Origin of the sequence: Candidatus Pelagibacter sp. HIMB1506, assembly GCF_052047935.1 — a bacterium.
Lineage (GTDB): Bacteria > Pseudomonadota > Alphaproteobacteria > Pelagibacterales > Pelagibacteraceae > Pelagibacter.
The window spans coordinates 1497501-1513396 of the sequence record NZ_JBNAIS010000001.1 but is presented as its reverse complement, the minus strand read 5'-3'; the positions used below and the strand labels follow the sequence as shown (position 1 = coordinate 1513396).

At 24.5% G+C, this 15896-nt stretch carries 18 protein-coding genes (1 of these 18 only partly in view); 10 read left to right on the top strand and 8 right to left on the bottom strand.

Annotation, left to right across the window (positions count from 1 at the left end):
• Positions 1–5 precede the first annotated feature (5 nt).
• From pseB to ACTTA8_RS08045, 6 genes are read right to left on the bottom strand one after another with little or no spacing between them, the layout of a single operon-like run.
• A complete protein-coding gene (gene pseB, locus ACTTA8_RS08070) occupies positions 6–1007 on the bottom strand; it encodes a UDP-N-acetylglucosamine 4,6-dehydratase (inverting) (RefSeq protein WP_440655419.1) in 1002 nt (333 codons plus the stop codon).
• A complete protein-coding gene (gene pseC, locus ACTTA8_RS08065; RefSeq protein ID WP_440655417.1) occupies positions 991–2178 on the bottom strand; it encodes a UDP-4-amino-4,6-dideoxy-N-acetyl-beta-L-altrosamine transaminase in 1188 nt (395 codons plus the stop codon). The genes pseB and pseC overlap by 17 nt, the downstream gene beginning before the upstream one ends.
• Positions 2175–2876, bottom strand: a complete 702-nt coding sequence (locus ACTTA8_RS08060; protein WP_440655415.1) for an acylneuraminate cytidylyltransferase family protein — start codon at positions 2874–2876, stop codon at positions 2175–2177. Before ACTTA8_RS08060 ends, pseC begins: the two co-directional genes overlap by 4 nt.
• On the bottom strand, positions 2876–4159 hold the full coding sequence (locus tag ACTTA8_RS08055) for an aminotransferase class III-fold pyridoxal phosphate-dependent enzyme (RefSeq protein ID WP_440655413.1): 1284 nt from the start codon (positions 4157–4159) through the stop codon (positions 2876–2878). The genes ACTTA8_RS08060 and ACTTA8_RS08055 overlap by 1 nt, the downstream gene beginning before the upstream one ends.
• 1 nt (position 4160) lies before the next feature.
• Positions 4161–5009: an aldo/keto reductase gene (locus tag ACTTA8_RS08050; protein WP_440655410.1), complete on the bottom strand. Its 849-nt coding sequence runs from the start codon at positions 5007–5009 to the stop codon at positions 4161–4163.
• Positions 5010–5018: 9 nt separating this feature from the next.
• The gene (locus ACTTA8_RS08045; protein ID WP_440655408.1) at positions 5019–5210 is read right to left on the bottom strand and encodes a hypothetical protein; all 192 of its coding nucleotides are present in this window, start codon (positions 5208–5210) and stop codon (positions 5019–5021) included.
• Between the two features lie 59 nt (positions 5211–5269).
• Here ACTTA8_RS08045 and pseI point away from each other — a divergent pair, with 59 nt between their 5' ends.
• Genes pseI through ACTTA8_RS08000 form a run of 9 tightly spaced genes read left to right on the top strand, consistent with a single transcriptional unit; the run spans position 5270 to position 12863 of the window.
• Positions 5270–6295, top strand: a complete 1026-nt coding sequence (gene pseI / locus ACTTA8_RS08040; RefSeq protein ID WP_440655406.1) for a pseudaminic acid synthase — start codon at positions 5270–5272, stop codon at positions 6293–6295.
• Positions 6292–6984 carry a WbqC family protein gene (locus tag ACTTA8_RS08035; protein WP_440655404.1) on the top strand — a complete coding sequence of 231 codons (693 nt, stop codon included), beginning with the start codon at positions 6292–6294 and terminating at the stop codon, positions 6982–6984. The genes pseI and ACTTA8_RS08035 overlap by 4 nt, the downstream gene beginning before the upstream one ends.
• A gap of 2 nt (positions 6985–6986) precedes the next feature.
• A complete protein-coding gene (locus ACTTA8_RS08030) occupies positions 6987–7220 on the top strand; it encodes a hypothetical protein (protein WP_440655402.1) in 234 nt (77 codons plus the stop codon).
• 6 nt (positions 7221–7226) lie between these two features.
• The gene (locus tag ACTTA8_RS08025; protein WP_440655400.1) at positions 7227–8345 is read left to right on the top strand and encodes an acyl-CoA dehydrogenase family protein; all 1119 of its coding nucleotides are present in this window, start codon (positions 7227–7229) and stop codon (positions 8343–8345) included.
• 1 nt (position 8346) lies between these two features.
• A complete protein-coding gene (locus ACTTA8_RS08020) occupies positions 8347–9507 on the top strand; it encodes an aminoacyl--tRNA ligase-related protein (RefSeq protein WP_440655398.1) in 1161 nt (386 codons plus the stop codon).
• The gene (locus ACTTA8_RS08015) at positions 9507–10190 is read left to right on the top strand and encodes an acetyltransferase (protein WP_440655396.1); all 684 of its coding nucleotides are present in this window, start codon (positions 9507–9509) and stop codon (positions 10188–10190) included. The genes ACTTA8_RS08020 and ACTTA8_RS08015 overlap by 1 nt, the downstream gene beginning before the upstream one ends.
• Positions 10191–10203: 13 nt before the next feature.
• Positions 10204–11112, top strand: a complete 909-nt coding sequence (locus ACTTA8_RS08010; RefSeq protein ID WP_440655394.1) for a methyltransferase domain-containing protein — start codon at positions 10204–10206, stop codon at positions 11110–11112.
• Positions 11105–12016 carry a hypothetical protein gene (locus ACTTA8_RS08005; RefSeq protein WP_440655392.1) on the top strand — a complete coding sequence of 304 codons (912 nt, stop codon included), beginning with the start codon at positions 11105–11107 and terminating at the stop codon, positions 12014–12016. Before ACTTA8_RS08010 ends, ACTTA8_RS08005 begins: the two co-directional genes overlap by 8 nt.
• Positions 12017–12068: 52 nt before the next feature.
• Positions 12069–12863, top strand: a complete 795-nt coding sequence (locus ACTTA8_RS08000; protein WP_440655390.1) for a formyltransferase family protein — start codon at positions 12069–12071, stop codon at positions 12861–12863.
• Here the strand turns inward: ACTTA8_RS08000 and ACTTA8_RS07995 are convergent.
• Positions 12860–13543 (bottom strand): hypothetical protein, encoded by a 684-nt coding sequence (locus ACTTA8_RS07995; protein WP_440655388.1) that lies wholly within the window; start codon positions 13541–13543, stop codon positions 12860–12862. The two genes, ACTTA8_RS08000 and ACTTA8_RS07995, sit on opposite strands and share 4 nt — an antisense overlap.
• A gap of 50 nt (positions 13544–13593) precedes the next feature.
• On the opposite strand from ACTTA8_RS07995, the gene ACTTA8_RS07990 reads away from it, so the two are divergent.
• Positions 13594–14712: a Gfo/Idh/MocA family protein gene (locus ACTTA8_RS07990; RefSeq protein ID WP_440655386.1), complete on the top strand. Its 1119-nt coding sequence runs from the start codon at positions 13594–13596 to the stop codon at positions 14710–14712.
• A 55-nt stretch (positions 14713–14767) separates the two neighbouring features.
• Here the strand turns inward: ACTTA8_RS07990 and ACTTA8_RS07985 are convergent, their stop codons facing one another.
• Positions 14768–15896: the 3' portion of a hypothetical protein gene (locus tag ACTTA8_RS07985; RefSeq protein WP_440655384.1), read on the bottom strand. The gene runs 215 nt beyond the window's last position; only the last 1129 of its 1344 coding nucleotides appear in the window; its start codon lies beyond the right edge, outside the window — the gene reads right to left on this strand; its stop codon occupies positions 14768–14770.

Sequence of the window (15896 nt, the reverse complement as noted above, 5' to 3'; positions counted from 1 at the left end):
TCAAATTAAAAATTTTTTTGTTTTTGTATTAATTTAGAAATTTCTTTTTTATTTAAGAAATATTTATTATCTAGAGAATTGTATGAAAACTGCTTTCTAATTTTCTTACCTTTCTGTTGTTTAAGATAATAATTTAACTGTTTTTTATTCCCAGATTGCAAGATAACAAAATAATTTTTAAGCTCAATTGTATTCCTACTCTCCTCGAAACTTATCATCTCCTCGTGTAATTTTTCTCCAGGCCTTATGCCAATTATTTCTTTTTTACTATTAGGGCTAATGCTATTTGCTATATCGAGAATTCTATAAGATGGTATTTTTGGTACTACAATTTCTGATCCGTAACAATTTTTAATAGACCAAATAACTAATTTTACACTTTCCTCTAATGTTATATTGAATCTTGTCATATTCGGGTCGGTTATCATTAATTGTTTATTTTTTGACTGTTCTAGAAATAATGGGATAACGCTGCCCCTACTACCCATAACATTTCCATATCTAACTACGGAAAATGATATTTTTTTTTTTCCAGAGTAAGTGTTTGCTACGTTAAACAGCTTGTCAGAACATAATTTTGTGGCTCCATACAAATTAATTGGGGAAGATGCCTTATCTGTAGATAAAGCAATTACTTTTTTTACGTTTGAGTTCAAAGATGTTTCAATAATATTTTGTGCGCCCAAAATATTTGTATTAATAACTTCAAAAGGATTATATTCAGCAGTTGGAACCTGTTTAAGTGCAGCAGCATGAATTACGATATCTATCTCGTTAAACGCTCTTGCTAATCTTTTTTCATCTCTAATATCACCAATGAAGTATCTCATGAAAGAATATTTTTTAATTGGAAATTTCTGCTGCATATTGTGCTGCTTTAATTCATCTCTACTAAAAATTACTAACCTTTTTGGTTTAAAATTTTTACATATATAACTTGTCATGGCATTTCCAAATGAACCCGTGCCTCCAGTTATTAATATAGACTTATTATTCAATGATCTCATTTTTAAAATACTTTTTGAAAACCTTATTAATTATATTTACAATCTTATTTTGGTTTTGAAAAGTTAAAGATGGATATATAGGCAAACTAATTGCTCTTTTGGAATATTCTTCTGAAACTAGATAGCTTCCCTCTTTAAATCCTTTTGATCTAAAAAATGGATGTAAATGTAAAGGTAAATAGTGAAGATTAATATCTATCTTATTTTTTAAAAAAAAATTAAAAATTTTATTATAAATTTTTTTTTTGATAATTGATTTTGGAAATAAGACTACGAACAAATGATAAGATGAAAAACTATTTTTATCTACCTCTTGAAATTTAATTGGCAGGTTTTTTAACTTATTTTTATAAAATTTTGCTATTTTATTTCTTTTTAAATTGAAACTATCAAGTTTATTTAACTGACTGATACCTAAAGCTGCCTGCAATTCATTCATCCTATAATTGTAACCCAAATCTATTTGCTCATAATACCATTTTTGTCTAATTTTTTTCTGATATTTATTTATATTTCTACTAATTCCGTGATTTCTTAAAATTTTTAATTTCTCGAAAAGTAATTTATCATTAGTCACAGCCATACCTCCTTCAGCTGTAGTAATAGGTTTTACTGGATGAAAACTAAATACAGTTATATCCGACCATTTACATCGTCCAATCTTATAATTTTTAAAACTTGATCCTAAAGAGTGTGAAGCATCTGTTATTATTTTAAAATTATATTTCAAAGATAAGTCAAAAAGTTTTTTATGATCATAAGGATTACCACCAAAATCTACTGCAACAATAATTTTAGGAATCTTTTTCTTTTTCTTTGCTTCGATTAATTTTTTTTTTAAATTTTCTATTGAAATATTGAGAGTATCTTTATCAATATCGACAAAATCTATTAAAGCCCCACAATATAAACCACAATTAGCTGAAGCTACAAATGTATTAGGTACTGTCCATAAGTAATCTTTTTCTTTTAGGTCTAATGCAAGACATGCTATATGTAACGCACTTGTAGCACTATTTACAGCCACACTATATTTTGAACCAACTTTATTACAAATTTTTTTTTCGAAAATATTGATTTGATTCCCTTGTGTGATAAATCTTGATTTGAGAACTTTCTCAACGCTTCGTATATCTTTTTTATCAATTTCTTGTCTACTATACGGAATCATAGTTTTTTATTTTGATATTCGTAAAAAAATTCTGCTATTTTCCAATCTGAAATGTCATCAATATCAATAGCCCTTTCTCTTGGCAATTCATATCCATAATATTTTTTATAATTTTTGCCACTTATTACGTCCTTGAAATTATAGATTATAAATGAGGCACTTTCATAATAATATGTTTCAGTTCTTTTTGAATCTAATTTAATTTTTTTTAAATTAGTAGGAATAAAAGTACCTCTCTTCTTTTTCAATGACCATTCAATTGGAGCATCATATTTTCTTAGGGTTATCATTGGAAACTTTTTGTCAGTTAAATTGTACTTTTTACTAGCTAGAGTTAAATCTGATGGTTTGATGAGAGGTGCACATGGATATATCAACCAAACTTCGTCAAAATTAAAACTCTTGGATATTTTTTTGGAAACAAATTTTATCACATCTATTAAGGGTGTTCTGTCTGAAGATAGATTTTTTGGTCTTAAGAAATCTATTTTCAATTTATTATTTTTTTCTATAGCTTTTTTAAACTTAATTGTATCGGTTGAAATATGAATTTTGTTAAATAGTTTTGACTTTATCGCATTATCAATAGAAAAATTTATAATAGGCTTCCCAAAAAATTTCTTAATATTTTTAAATTTTATTCTTTTTGATCCAGATCTTGCAGGTATTATAGCGAGTCTTCTTATTTTTCTTGCCATTAGTTTAGTCTTTTAATCTCAGTATGAGCTTCTTGAAGTTTGATCTGTGTTTTAATATTTTTAATTTTAGAAATTTTTAGAAAAACTTTGTCTAATTCATTGAAGTATCTTTCTAAAACATTTTTTTTATGAGCTAAAGAAACATAAATCGTATTGTTAGCTAAAATATTTTTTTTTAACATTTGATCTGTTAAAAATGTTTTTAAAATATTATTATTTTTTTTAAACTTAAATTGAGGAATTGAGTCAATGCCAAATACTTCTATTTCTAAATTGTGTTTTTTTGCAATTTCCTTCCACTTCTGTTTTATATATTTGCCCTTTTCTTTAATTTTTTTCCAAATTTTTTCTTTTTTCATTATTTTAATTGTTTCTAAGGCAGCAACTAACCCTATTCTCTCTGACCAAAAAGTACTGCTTATAAATGTTTCATCACAGGCTTTCATAACTTTATTATTTCCTACAATAGCAGTAATTGCATAACCATTACCAATTGCCTTGCCGTAAGTAATAATATCAGGATTTACATTGTAATTTTTATGTATACCGCCTAATGTTTGTCTAAATCCTGAGGTGCACTCATCAAAAATCAAAACAGCTTTATATTTGTTTGCAAGTTTTCTTACTTTTTCTAAAAAATTCTTATTTGGTTTAATATTTCTCTCAACTTCCATTTTGATAATTCCAATTTTTTTGTACTTTAATAAGTATTCTAGTCTTTTGTGATCATTATATCTAAAAAGAAAAACAGTATTTTTTAATTTCTTGTTTACACCATTAATTTTTATATTTTTTGAAATATAATAATCTAAATTTTCTTTATTAGATAAATTTGAAGATAAATACCAATCATGCCAACCATGATAACCACAAGCGGCAACATTTTGTTTTTTTTTATTATATGCTCTTGCAATTCTAATAGAAATTGAATTTGCCTCTCCTCCTGATCTCGCAAATTTCACCTTGCCAGCCCATTTATTAATCTTTAGTAGCTCTTCTGCTAATAAAACTTCTTCATACGAATTTAATGTGCTCATATTTCCATAGGATATTGTTTGCTTAATTCTATTATCTAATTTTTTATAATTATAACCCAACACATTTGTACCAACGGCAAAAATCATGTCTAAATATTTTTTGTTTTTTAAATCCCAAAGATAGCAATCCTTAGATTTTTTAAAATAAGTTGGCCATTTGTTTGGTAAAAACATTTCAGGCCTTTTTGAATAAAGCAAATTTCCACTTGGAATTAATTTTAACGCTTTTAACCAATATTTTCTCATTTTATTTAATATTCCAATAATCTGTTCTGTATATATAATTATTATCGTTTTGGTTTACATCGAAGTTTGGGATCATCTTATTATTTAGGAAATTTATATTTTTTATAATTTCTTTATATTCTGACTTACTTGAAACTCCCACTATAACTTTTTTAATACCCACTTGATTTAAAAAATTCATTGTAATTTCGATTGGATTTTTTTTATTCTCTTTCAACCATTTAAAATAATTTTTAAAATATTTATTTCTATTTAATTTTTCTTCTCTTTTATACAATTTTTTATCAATTAGAGCTCCCTGTAAAAAAATTGATCTAAAATATAATTTAATTTTTTTTACTTTTACCATTTCTAAAAATTCTTTATCTATAAATCTTCGATCAAATAAATTTAATGGTAATTGCAAAGCATCAATCTTAAAATTTTTAATTATTTCAATAGTGTTTTTTTTTGAATAAGCAGAAAGACCAATAAATTTTGTTAAATTAAGTAATTTCAATTTTTTTAATATTTTATAATTTTTATTTTTTTTCTTAGATAGTAATTCTTTTTCATCATGTAAAAAAATTGTATGGAACTTTGAGATACCAATCAATTTTTTTGATTTTTTGACTTCTTTAACAGTATTTATGTAATCAAGTTTTTTAACCTTTGTAAGTATATTAAATTTTTTGAGATTAAGTTTCGATAGTGTTTTATCTACATCTTTATAAGCAATTGCAGTATCTAAAAAATTACACTTTTTTTTTTTTGCAAGATTTAATATTTCAGTTAAATCTTTTTTATAAAGTTTTTTTTTTGCTAAACCATAACCATCCATTAGTTGTGCAGTACCTAAAATAATATTCATTAAAAAAAATTATTTACCGAGTTTTTTTACAATTGATGATATTCTCTTATCATCAGAGTGAATCTTTTTAACTATTTTTGCAGCATTTTTTGGATCATGCTTGAAAGCTAAACGCAGAATATCCATCCAGTTTACATTATTTTTTGACCTAATTTTTTCAATTTTTCCTATTAATTTTTCATTTTTAAGATAATTTTTCATCAGAGCATTTTTAAGCTATAAAATCTATAAAGCAATAATAATGAAATTTTATAAAAATAATGAATAAAAAAAAATTTATTAACAAAAAACCTTTTTTTATTGCTGAAATTTCAGGCAATCATAACGGTAAAATTGCTAATGCAAAAAAGCTAATTGATGCTGCGAAATATGGTGGTGCTGATGCAGTAAAACTTCAAACTTATACGCCAGACATGATGACCATAAAAAATAATAATAAAATTAAACATGGATTATGGAAAAATTATAATTTATGGAACTTGTACAAAAAAGCTCAGACTCCACTCTCGTGGCATAAAGAACTTTTTAGTTATGCGAAGAAGAAGAAAATTAAAATATTTAGTTCTCCTTTTTCAGAAGAAGCAGTTGATTTTCTCGAAAAATTAAAATGTCAAATTTATAAAGTTTCATCATTTGAAATGAATGATCTTAATCTAATTAAAAAAATTGCATCCACAAAAAAACCAATGATAATATCAACTGGGCTGGCAAGTTTAGGAGAAATAAAACAAACAATAAAGATTGCAAAAAAATACGGCTGTAAGGATATTACTTTATTATATTGTGTAAGCAATTATCCTTCAAACATAGATGATTTTAGCCTTAATAATCTAGAAATTATTAAAAAAAAATTTAAAGTAAAAATTGGTTTATCCGATCATACTATAGGATCATATTTGTCATGCATGTCCATTATTAAAGGAGCAGAAGTCATAGAGAAACATATATGTCTTAAAAATATTAAATCTGTAGATTCTAAATTTTCACTAAATGAAAAACAAATAGCTAATTTTAAAAAAGATTTGGTGAATTCTTATAAATTAATTAAAAATGATACTTTCCTAAGGTCAAAATCTGAAATGAAAAATAAAATTTTTAGAAGATCTATATATGCTATTTCAGACATAGCTATTGGGGAAAAATTTACCAAAAAAAATATAAAAACCTTTAGACCAGATAAAGGATTGAGCGCATCTTTTTTTTTAAAGATAATTAATAAAAAATCTCCACTAAAGATAAGTAAAGGTAAGCCACTTAAAAAAAATATCTTAAGTAGGATTAAATGAAAATTGCAATATCTCAATCAAATTATATCCCATGGAAAGGTTATTTTGACTTAATTAAAAATGTTGATGAATTTATTTTTTTTGATGAAGTCCAATATACAAGAAGAGATTGGAGAAACAGGAACCTTATAAGAATGAATAATAAAAAAAAATGGCTTACAATACCTGTATCAAGCAAAGGAAATTACAACCAAATTATATCAAAAATTCAAATTAATGAAATCAGTTGGAAAGAAAAACATTTAAATCAGATAAAAGAATGTTACAGAAAAAGTACTCATTTCAATGAAATATATGAATTCTTAAATAATTGCTTTAATAATATTGATACACTTAATCTTTCTGAGGTAAATATTTTTTTAATAAAAAAAATCTGTGAATTTCTGAAAATTAAAACGAAATTTCTAAACTCATGTAAAATTGTTAAACTGGAAGAAGATCAATCTCCATCAGATAGACTTTTGGAGATTATTATGAACAGAAAAGCGAAAATATATTACACTGGTCCAGCAGCTAAAAATTATTTAGACACAATATTGTTCAAAAAAAAAAAAATAGAGATTAATTGGTTTGAATATGGAAAAACCAAAATTTATAAACAACCTTATGAAGATTTTTATGGAAATTTAAGTATAGTTGATTGCTTAATGAATTGTGGTAAAGATACAAAAAAATTTTTAAATTATTAATTATGTTTAAAGAAAAACTTGATAAACTGTTTAAAAAAAATTTTGGTATAGACACAAAAAAAATAGATAATGTTTCCATGAAAAATACAGAAAAATGGGACTCTTTTTCTCATATAAACCTAATTCTTGAGTTAGAAGAACAATTCAAATTAAAGAAAATAAAACCCGAAAAAATTGTAGGACTTACAAGTTATAAAAAATGTCTTGATTATATAAAAAAAAATTCAAAAAAATAAATTGAAGTGAGAACAAAAAAATTACTAAATAAAATTAAAAAAATATCTGAAAAAAATTTTAAAAGTGTTGCTAAGGACATTGATAATAAAAAAAAGTTTCCAAAAAATATAACAAAAATTTTAAATAAAAGTGAAATATCTTTATTATTAGGGTATCACAATAAAATTCAATCTTTAACTCCTTCTGAAGAATGTGAATTCTATTTTAATGCAACCAAATTTTGCGCAAATATTCGTAATTATTACTTAGTTTCATTGGGAATGGTTGGATCAACTATTCTAAAATTTGGAACAAAGAAACAGAAGGAAAATTGTATAGATGAATTGTCAAAAGGTAAAATTTTCTCGTTAGTAATTACTGAACCAAATGCTGGTTCTAATATCAATGAGATTGAAACTTCTTACAAAGAAACGCACGATGGATTTATTATTAATGGGAAAAAAAAATGGATTACATTAGGTGGTATAGCGGAAAAATATTTGTTACTTGCTAATGGAAATCAAGGTTTAAAATTGTTTATAATTGATTCAAAATTAAAAGGAATAAACAAAACTGTTATCAAAAATATTTTAACAAATAAAGCATCACATATTTCAAATATAAATTTTAAAGATGTCAAAATAAAAAAAAATAGTTTAATTGGTGAGAACTATGATGTTTCACTTAAAGCCTTAAATTATGCATTGATTAATGGTAGAGCTATTGCATCTATATCTGCTTTTTCAATGTGTGAAGCTGCTTTAGATGAAACTGTTAATTATACAAAAAAAAGAAGTCAATTTGGAAAGAAAATTTGGAATTTTCAATTAATACAAAAAATTATTGCTGAGTCCAAAATGAAAATTGAGTCTGGTATATCATTTTCAGAAAAAGCTTTTAAAATAAAAAGAAAAATTAATATAAAATCTGAAAACTATTGTAATATGTTAAAACTATTTGCAAGTCAGAACGTTCAGGAGATTTGCTCCAATTTGTTAGATGTATTTGGTGCAAATGGTACTTGCAATGATTATAATATTGAAAGATACTTCAGAGAGTCAAAAGGTTTTCAATTTATTGAAGGTACATCTCAAATTTTAACACAATTAATTGCACTTAACGTAATAACTAGCACTAACAACTAGTATGAAATCAAAGAGACTAGTTATCAAATTTACAGGAAGGTTATCAGAGAAGCAATTAGAGTTTATTAAAAACTCTTGTTCAGATAGTTTTCCCAATCAAAAAATATTTTTTGATAAAAAAATAATTTCTATAGAAAATAATACTAAAAAAAATATGAATGAAATTTCAAAATCTATAAAAAAGCTTATCTTCATATCAAAACGAATTGGTGACTCAAAAGTTATTTTTAATCAAATACGTCAAGCAAAATTTAATAAAGACCCAATAAAAATCTTAAAAAAAAATAATGAAATAAAAAATATTTCTCCAGAATTATTTCAATTTCAAGGTGATTTTCTAAATATTTTTAGAAAATGTAATAAACTTTTCTATAACCTAGCTATAAAAAAATACAAAGCAATAGACCAAGAAAATCCAGTTTTGTGGCCTATAGATTTATTTAAAAAAATTAATTATCTTAATGAGTTCCCTCAACAATCTTTATTAATGGTCGGGTTAAAAAAAAATCATAAAAACCTAAACAAATTTTCTATCGAATATTCTAGCAACAAAAAATTTAATAATATTAAAATAAATAATAATTTTGAAAATGCTGAATATGGCTTACAGCCAGCTGTGTGTGATAATTGTTACTATGCACTAAGTAATATGAAATCATTTAAAAACACAATTTATACAACTTATAACAAAGTATTTAGAAACGAGAATTCAAAAAATAATTCATTAGATAGATTAATGAGTTTTAGTGTGAGAGATATAATGTTTGTTGGTGATAAAAACTTTGTACTGAAAACTAGAAATAGACTTATCGAAGATATAAAAATTTTTTTAAAAAAAACTGATTTGGATTGTACAATTGAAACAGCCAATGATCCTTTTTTCATAGGAAATGTTGATAAAAAATTATTCCAAGACGCTTTTGAACTAAAATACGAAATTCTAGCTACCATTCCGTTTTTAAAGAAAAAAATAGCTATAGGATCAATAAATTTTCATTTAGATACATTTGGAAAAGCATTTAATATTAAAAATAAGAAAAAAAATATTTATTCAGGATGTATTGGCATTGGTTATGAAAGACTTTTGCTTGCACTATATAGTCAACACGGAAATAATATTAATAAATGGCCAAAACAATTTAAAAAAGAAATTAAAATATAATGGAAAAAAGAAAAATATTAATTTTTGGAAACGGGCCTAGTGCTGAAGTTGTTTATAGAATATTAAAAAAAATAAAGAGATACGAGTTTACTGGTTTCACTGTTGATAAAAAATATATAAAAAAAAAAAAAATTTTTGGTTATCCAGTATTCGATTTTAAATATTTTTTAAAAAAGTTTCCAAAAAAAAAGTACGACATATTTATTTCTGTTGGCTACTCAAATATGAATAGTAATAGAGAAACTATTTATAATAAATTAAAAAAATTAGGATATAATTGTCCAAATATATTTGATCCATCAGCAAATATCCCTGAAGATTTAATAATTGGAGATAATAATTTTATTATGAACGATGTGCATATTCACCCTATAGTTAAAATGGGAAATAATAATTTCATATGGTCAGGATCAATCATTAGCCATCATGTTAAGGTAGGTAATCACTGCTGGTTTACATCCGGTAGTAGTGTTGCTGGTAACACCAAAATTGGAAACAATTGCTTTTTTGGCTTAAATTCCTCTATAATAAATAATATTAAAATAGGAAATAAATGTTTTATTGGTGCCAGAAGTTTGGTTTCAAAAAATTTAAAAAATAAAAGTGTTGTTATTTCACCTCCAAGCACTAAACATAAGTTAAATAGTGAACAATTCACAGTTTTAATTGATAATAAATTTTAATTAAAGGAACGTAATGAGAAAACTTTTATATTCTAAGAAACCTAAATTAATTGATAAAAAAACGGGTATTCCTATATTTGAAAATCAAAAAAAAAATGTAAACGAATTTTCAATTAAAAATGCAGCAGAAATTCACGACAATGCTTTAAGTTGGCTTTTCAATACACACAATGTAAATGAAAAAAAACTGAGAGAAGAACTTATTGGTAAATTAAACTTAAAAAAAGGTGACAAAGTTTTAGTTACTGCTACAGGTGCAGGAAATGATCTTGAATATATTTCCAAAAAAATAGGAAAATTAGGTCAGATTTATGCTCAAGATTATGCAAAAGAAATGCTCTTTGCTGCATATTATAGAACAAAAAAAATAATAAATTTAAAAGCATACAAAATATTTTTTTCCGTAAATGATGCCACAAATCTTCCATTTAAAGATAATCAATTCGATGCAACTTATCATTTTGGAGGGATAAACTTATATAAAGATATAAAAAAAGGCATTGACGAAATGGACAGAGTTACGAAACCAGGAGGTAAGGTAGTATTTGGAGATGAAGGAATAGCCTATTGGTTAAAGAATACTGAATTAGGAAAGAGTTTAATTACAAATAATATTTTATATAATTTAGATCCTCCAATGGAGATGCTTCCAAAAAGTGCTAAGAATGTAAATTTATCATGGGTAATTAACAATTGCTTTTATGTAATTGAGTATATTGTTGGAGACAAGAATTGGGATGCAAATATAGATATTCCTCACGTTGGCCGTAGAGGTGGATCAATAAGAACTAGACACTATGGTCAACTTGAAGGTATAGATCCAAAATTAAAAAATAAGTTTTATAGATACTTGGAAAATAAAAATATTAGTAGAGTAGAATTTTTAGAAAAAATTATTAAGAAATATCTATCAAATGATTAATTGGGAAAAAAAAGGATTAATAATTGATAAAGCAATGGATGGCTTTACTCATGCTTCTCATCCATCAATGATCCAAATTGAAAATGATAAATTTCTTATGGCTTTTTCCTCAAGAAAAAATAAACAGAGCTATATTTTTCTATGCCATGCTCAAATTATAAATGAAAAAATAGAAATTATTTCAGATATAAAGCTTGCCTTATCACCTAGTAAGCCTGGTTATTTTGATTCTGAAGGATTGTTAAACTGTTGTTTTGTTAAACATCAAGACAATTATTATATTTATTATTCTGGCTGGCAAAATATTCAAATTGGTCTATGGCATTGTGATACTGGAAGAGCAATTGCAGATCCAGAAAACCTAACTGCAAAGAGAGAATTTGATGGTCCAATTCTTGGAAGAGATAAAAATAACCCAATTTTTGCAGCAGCAACTTCGGTGCACGTTAATGAAGCAAACAATTGGAAGGCTTGGTATAATTCAGGATTAAGTTGGGAAAAAAAAAATAATAATTGGCATGCAACATATGGTATTCATTATGCTACATCAAAAAATGGAATAGATTGGAATTGTAAACCCGGTTTAGTTATTCCAATAAAAGATCAATATGAACACTCTTTTGGACGACCTTGTGTAGTGTATTGGGATAATAATTATCATATGTGGTTTGCTCATAGAGGTACTAAGGACTATACAACTTATAGAATTGGTTATGCTTCTTCAACTGATGGTATTAAATGGAAAAGAAAAGATGAAAACGCAGGCATAACAATTTCTGAAAAAGGATGGGATAGTGACAGTATATGCTACCCATATATGATTAGTCATAAAAATAAAAAGTTCATGCTATATTGTGGAAACAATTATGGTGAAACAGGATTTGGTTATGCAGTCGCAAAATAAACTAAAATATATTTTTGTTGGAAATAGAAAATTTGTATTAGAGGAAATGTTAATGCTAAATCTCGATTTACAAGTTTTAGTTGTAAAAAATACTCATTTAGAAAAAGATCAAATATTAAAAAAAGTAAATCATAAAATAATACAAAGTAAAGACGAATTAATTGAATATATAGACAATAATGAATTTGATATTTTATTATCAAACGGGTGTCCATTTATCCTGCCGATTAGCAAATTGAAAAAAAGAATTTATGCCAATATTCACCCATCTCATCTGCCAGATTTAAAAGGGATAGATCCATGCTTAGGGTCAATCTTATATTCAAGAGATGGTGGTGCCACTTGTCATATAATGGATGATACAATAGATGGGGGGCCAATAATATCTAGAGTTAAAATACCCTTTTCAAAAGACTTAGATGTTAGTTTAATGTATCAATTAAGTTTTTTAGCTGAAAAGAAAGTTTTTCATGAATCTTTTAAAGAAAACTTTGTAGCAAAGATAAATCATGAGGAAGGTGATTGGATTTACTATTCTAGGAAATCTAACGATAAAATTATTAATTTTAATGAAGATCCAGAAAAAATTATTCAAAGAATAAAAACCTTTAGCAATAAATCTCAAGGTTGTTTTTTTAAATATAAAAATTTTGAATTTAAAGTATATGACGCTATGTTTATTAATAATGAATTCGTTAATGATTACTCTAAAAATTTTAAAGATCTTGAAATTATTTTTAATTATGAAGATTCAATTATTTTTAAAAAAAATGGTAGAGTTATAAAATTTACAAAAGTATTAGGACCAATTAATGAATTAGTAAAAGGTAGCTTAATTAATAATTAATTTTCTAAAAAATAAGTTTCTCTGTTTAAATAATCTTTCAAATTTTTAGGAGGAGTAAAATTATAACCTAAAAATTTTTTTAATCTACTATCTAACTTAAAATTTTTAGTCATTTGTACAAAATCAAATCTTGGCTTTATAAAATGTGGAATTAAATTATAGCCTATAATATACCTTGTTGTGTTAGAATTATTTGGTGTCCCCTTATGTTTTATAAATGAATTAAAAACTATACAATCACCCGCATTAAGTTCTATATATTTAATTTTTTCTTTATCTTTGATTGCAGTTGTTCCGTGAAATATATTAGATTTGGTTAATGAAAATAAAACGTTTAACTGAAGGTCTTTATTAATTGATATAAGCTCAGACTTTCCGTCTATATGGTAATTATCACTTCTTAATTTGCCAGTAAGAGGTATTTTTTTAAGTGCAGCAAATGCATTAAGGTAGTAGTTTTTTCCAAGTATTTTATCACACAATTTATTAACTTTTTTATATTTAAATATATTAAAGAAATCAGTGTCATAACAAAAAGGATTTATAAGTTCATTTAAATACTCTTTATTTTTTTTTTTAATTAATAAAGATTGTTTTTGCAGAGAACTATCGATTTTTTTAATAATTTGTAAACATTTTTTTTTTTTTATTACAGATTTTAAAATTTTATATTTAAACATTTTTTAAATTTAGGTTATTTATATATTTTTAATTTTAAATTTAAAGTTTAATGATCAAAATAGGAATTATTGGTTATGAGAGAGGTGTTAAAGTAATAAATATTTTAAATAAAATAAAACTTAATTTCAGTGTTGTTGCTTTATACGATAATGACGAAAAAAAATTAAAACTAATAAAAAATAAAAATATAAAAATTTTCAAAAATGAAAAATCATTTTTTGACTATAAAAATCTTGATGCTATTTACATCGCCAGTCCAGTAAGTTATCACGTAAAGCACTCAACTAAAGCTGCTAAGAAAGGTATTCATATACTATGTGAAGTTCCTGCGTTTAAAAAAATTTCTGAAGGAAAAAAACTAAATAAATTAATTAAAAAAAAAAAAATTATTTATATGATGGCAGAAAATTATTGTTATGCACCAAAAAACATTGCCTTAGATAGGTCAATAAAAAAAGGTGAATTTGGACATATTACATATATTAGATCATCTTACATTCATGATTGCAAAAACATATCTTTTTCAAGAAAAAATGGAAACCTTACTTGGAGAGGATTGGAGAGAAAAAAATTTAATGGAAACGATTATCCAACACACTCAATAGGACCAGTTTCTAAATTTTTGAATATAGGAAAATTTAACTCTGAAAAGTTGATTAGTATACAATCATTCAATACAAAAGAAATTTCAATGTCAAATATTTATTCAAATTTTTTTCCAAAAAAAAAAATTAATTTTAAAAGACCAGATATATCTTTATCTATTTTAAAAACTAACAAACAAAGACTAATTGAAATTATATGTGATACCTCATCAAATAGACCATCGTCGATGATGGATATGTATATTCAAGGCACTAAAAAAATATTTATTTCAGGAAGATATGATAATGAGAGCTCTATTGTTTCATCACAAAATAACTTTAAAAACTCAAAATTTAAAACATTTAATTTTTTAAAGTATTTAACTTTAAAAGAAAGGAATGAATTAAAAATTTTGAAGAGAGATTTTGGTCTATATAAAGTATTAGAAAACTTTTACGTATCAATTAAAAAAAACACTAAGCCTCAAATTGATATTAAAGATGCTTTTTTATGGAGCTCTATTATCGAGCTCTCTAAAAAATCTATTTTAAAAAAAAAGAAAATAAATTTCATAAATTTGTAAATTTATTTAATTAAGAATTAATTTATTATTAAAATAATGTAAATTATTTTAATAATTATTTTTCATAAATAAACTTATAAATTTCTTTAGACATTTTTTCATAACCAATTTCGTTAAAATGGTTAATTTGCCTAAAGGGGAAATAATCTAAAAAATTGTCATTTTTATCAAACATAGCTTTTTTTAGATCAATAAATTCAATTTCAAGTTTTTTTAACTCATTTCTTATAACATTATAAGTTTTATTGTTATATTTTGCATTTAATATTCGATTTGTATCAGGCAAATATACAAAATAAAAATCAAGATTATTTTCGTCAGAGAATTTTTTTGCTTTATGAATAATATTTAAAAATTCAAATATATCTTCATCTTTTAAATCCCCTGCAAAAGCAAAGTTATTTTCTTTAGAAGTAATTATTTTTTTTATTGCGGCCCTAAGATTTCCTAATTTAATTAAATTTTTAAAGTAAAATTTTTTTTCATTTAAAATTACCTGATTATTTAAAGTATTGATTTTTTCTTGCTTAAACTTCAGTCTTTGAGTAAAATTTTCATTATTCAAATAATTTTTTAGAATCAAATTTTTTTTCTCAAACTTTAAGTCCAAAATATCATTCCCTTCAAAAAAAATCCAAACAACTTTGTCCATGTTGTTAAAATAATATTCTTTTAAAGTTGAGTATTCAATTAACGGTCCATTAGAACTATAGCCAAGATTAATGACATTTAGATTATACTCTTTTCTTAAATTGGAACTAATGTCACTAGGTCTATTTACACATGCTCCGTGAGCAAAAGAATCGCCAATTATAACCAAGTCAATTTCATTTTTATCCCAAACATAATCTGGATTATTAAAACCATATCTGTCACTTTTATAAATAGAGTAGTAACCACTCTCATTACAATGAATTGTTTTTGAGTTAGATATACCTGATAAAGGAAAAAGTTCTATTTCCTTATTGATGTTTCCACTAAACAAATAACTAAGTGGGGGTACTGCCATTACAATATCTAAATCTTCTTTTTTTAAATCATTAAAAATTTTAAACTTAGATCTGTTATCGAAATTAATTTTTGTTTTTTTTTTTTCGTCTAAAATACTTGGATTTATTGTAATGTAATTATAATTTTTATACGCTAGATAAAGCTCTGTAATAAAAATAGAAAAAAATACACTT

Coding starts and splice junctions, on each gene's coding strand:
- pseB (WP_440655419.1), bottom strand. CDS start 1,007: ATGAGATCATTGAATAATAAGTCTATATTAATAACTGGAGGCACGGGT.
- pseC (WP_440655417.1), bottom strand. CDS start 2,178: ATGATTCCGTATAGTAGACAAGAAATTGATAAAAAAGATATACGAAGC.
- ACTTA8_RS08060 (WP_440655415.1), bottom strand. CDS start 2,876: ATGGCAAGAAAAATAAGAAGACTCGCTATAATACCTGCAAGATCTGGA.
- ACTTA8_RS08055 (WP_440655413.1), bottom strand. CDS start 4,159: ATGAGAAAATATTGGTTAAAAGCGTTAAAATTAATTCCAAGTGGAAAT.
- ACTTA8_RS08050 (WP_440655410.1), bottom strand. CDS start 5,009: ATGAATATTATTTTAGGTACTGCACAACTAATGGATGGTTATGGTTTA.
- ACTTA8_RS08045 (WP_440655408.1), bottom strand. CDS start 5,210: ATGAAAAATTATCTTAAAAATGAAAAATTAATAGGAAAAATTGAAAAA.
- pseI (WP_440655406.1), top strand. CDS start 5,270: ATGAATAAAAAAAAATTTATTAACAAAAAACCTTTTTTTATTGCTGAA.
- ACTTA8_RS08035 (WP_440655404.1), top strand. CDS start 6,292: ATGAAAATTGCAATATCTCAATCAAATTATATCCCATGGAAAGGTTAT.
- ACTTA8_RS08030 (WP_440655402.1), top strand. CDS start 6,987: ATGTTTAAAGAAAAACTTGATAAACTGTTTAAAAAAAATTTTGGTATA.
- ACTTA8_RS08020 (WP_440655398.1), top strand. CDS start 8,347: ATGAAATCAAAGAGACTAGTTATCAAATTTACAGGAAGGTTATCAGAG.
- ACTTA8_RS08015 (WP_440655396.1), top strand. CDS start 9,507: ATGGAAAAAAGAAAAATATTAATTTTTGGAAACGGGCCTAGTGCTGAA.
- ACTTA8_RS08010 (WP_440655394.1), top strand. CDS start 10,204: ATGAGAAAACTTTTATATTCTAAGAAACCTAAATTAATTGATAAAAAA.
- ACTTA8_RS08005 (WP_440655392.1), top strand. CDS start 11,105: ATGATTAATTGGGAAAAAAAAGGATTAATAATTGATAAAGCAATGGAT.
- ACTTA8_RS08000 (WP_440655390.1), top strand. CDS start 12,069: ATGCTAAATCTCGATTTACAAGTTTTAGTTGTAAAAAATACTCATTTA.
- ACTTA8_RS07995 (WP_440655388.1), bottom strand. CDS start 13,543: ATGTTTAAATATAAAATTTTAAAATCTGTAATAAAAAAAAAAAAATGT.
- ACTTA8_RS07990 (WP_440655386.1), top strand. CDS start 13,594: ATGATCAAAATAGGAATTATTGGTTATGAGAGAGGTGTTAAAGTAATA.